Origin of the sequence: Binatus sp. (SeqCode), from assembly GCF_036522015.1 — a bacterium.
Lineage (GTDB): Bacteria > Desulfobacterota > Binatia > Binatales > Binataceae > Binatus.
On sequence record NZ_DATDGQ010000137.1, the window covers coordinates 1 to 1,883 of the forward strand.

Sequence of the window (1,883 nt, forward strand, 5' to 3'; positions counted from 1 at the left end):
GCCGTGATCCGCCGTGATAAGTGCTACACCGCCGCGCTTCTCCAGCGCGCCGATCACGACGCCGAGTGCCGCGTCCGTCACCTCGACCGCAGCAACTGTCGCCTCGAACTTGCCGGTGTGGCCGACCATGTCGGGATTGGCGAAGTTCATCACGACGACGTCGAACTTGCCGCCCTCGATCTCCACGGCGACGCGCGTTGCGATCGCCGCCGCCTTCATCGCCGGCTCGAGGTCATAGGTCGCCACTTTCGACGACGGAATCAGCGCGCGCTCTTCGAGCGGAAACGCCTTCTCGACGCCGCCGTTCAGAAAATATGTGACGTGCGCATATTTCTCGGTCTCGGCGACGCGCAAGTTTTTGAGTCCTGCATGCGCCAGCACTTCGGCCAGCGTGTTGCGCACATCTTCGGGGCCGAACGCCAACGGCAGCGCGAACGAACGATCGTACTCGGTCATGCACACGTAGCCGACCCTTGGGATGCGCGGACGCCGGAACTCGGAAAACCCGTCGAGCGCGATTGCAGCAGTCAATTCGCGCGCCCGGTCCGCGCGGAAGTTGAAGCAGATCACCTGGTCGCCGTCCGCCATCGGCGTAGGTTCTCCGATCACATGTGGTTCAACGAATTCGTCGCTTTTGCCCGCGGCGTACGATTTCTCGACCGCCTCGCGCGCGCTCGACGCCGCGATTCCTGTTGCCTCGACGACCGCGCGCCACGCCCGCTCGACTCGCTCCCATCGCTTGTCGCGATCCATCGCATTGTAGCGCCCGATCACCGTCGCGATTCGATAGTGGGGCGGGTCGCCGTGCCCGCCATCGTGTCCGATCTTCTTCAGCTTCGCTTCGAGCCGATCGATAAACGCGAGCGCCGAGCGCGGCGGCTTGTCGCGCCCGTCGAGCACCGCATGAACCGCTATCCGGGTCGCGCCATTCGCGGCCGCGACATCGAGGATCGCCATCAGATGATCGATATGACTGTGCACGCTGCCGTCGGAAAGAAGTCCCCAGATATGCAGCGTCGTGCCGTCGGTGACGGTCTTTTTGATGGCATCGACAATCGTTGGATTGCACGCGAAAGCGCCGCTCTCGATCGCCTTCGTGATTCGCATCAGGTCCTGGAAGATGACACGCCCCGCGCCGATCGTGAGGTGCCCGACTTCGGAATTGCCCATCACGCCCGGCGGCAATCCTACCGCTTCGCCCGACGCATCGAGTTCGGTATGCGCCTGCGTGGCGTACACGCGATCCATCACCGGAGTCTTCGCGGCGGCGATCGCATTCGACGCGCCGCTCTTGCTGACTCCCCATCCGTCGAAAATTATCAGCGCTGCAACCGGCGGGCGCGTGGGCATCAGGATTTCCTGCGCTTGAAGACGGCAGCGCCGGGATACGTCGCCTTGGCGCCCAGCTCTTCGGCGATTCTGAGCAGCCGATTGTATTTCGCGTTGCGCTCGCTTCGGCTCATCGAGCCGGTTTTGATTTGGCCCGCGCCGGTGGCGACCACCAGGTCTGCGATAGTGGTGTCCTCGGTCTCGCCCGAGCGATGAGAAATCACGCTGTTGTAGCCCGCCGCGCTCGCCATCTCGATCGTGGCGAGCGTCTCGGTCAGCGTGCCTATCTGGTTGAGCTTGATCAGAATGGAATTCGCGACTTGCTCGTCGATTCCGCGTTTCAGAAATTTCGGATTGGTGACAAAGATGTCGTCGCCGACCAGTTGCGTCTTCGCGCCGAGTTCGCGCGTCAAAATTTTCCATCCCGCCCAATCGTCTTCAGCCAGCGGGTCTTCGAGCGAGACGATCGGATATTTCTTGAGCCACGCGCCATAGAACTCGACCATCTGCTCTGCGCTGCGCGAGCTTTTGTCGCCGCGCGCGAATACGTACCT

The 1,883-nt window shown here is 62.5% G+C and carries 1 protein-coding gene and 1 pseudogene; both read right to left on the bottom strand.

What is annotated here, in order from left to right:
- Positions 1 to 1,350: 2,3-bisphosphoglycerate-independent phosphoglycerate mutase (gene gpmI, locus VIW95_RS05655; protein WP_331584450.1), on the bottom strand; the 1,350-nt coding region annotated here is incomplete at its 3' end.
- A pseudogene (locus VIW95_RS05660) lies at positions 1,350 to 1,883 on the bottom strand (enolase C-terminal domain-like protein); the annotation flags it as partial. The pseudogene VIW95_RS05660 and the gene gpmI, both read right to left, overlap by 1 nt.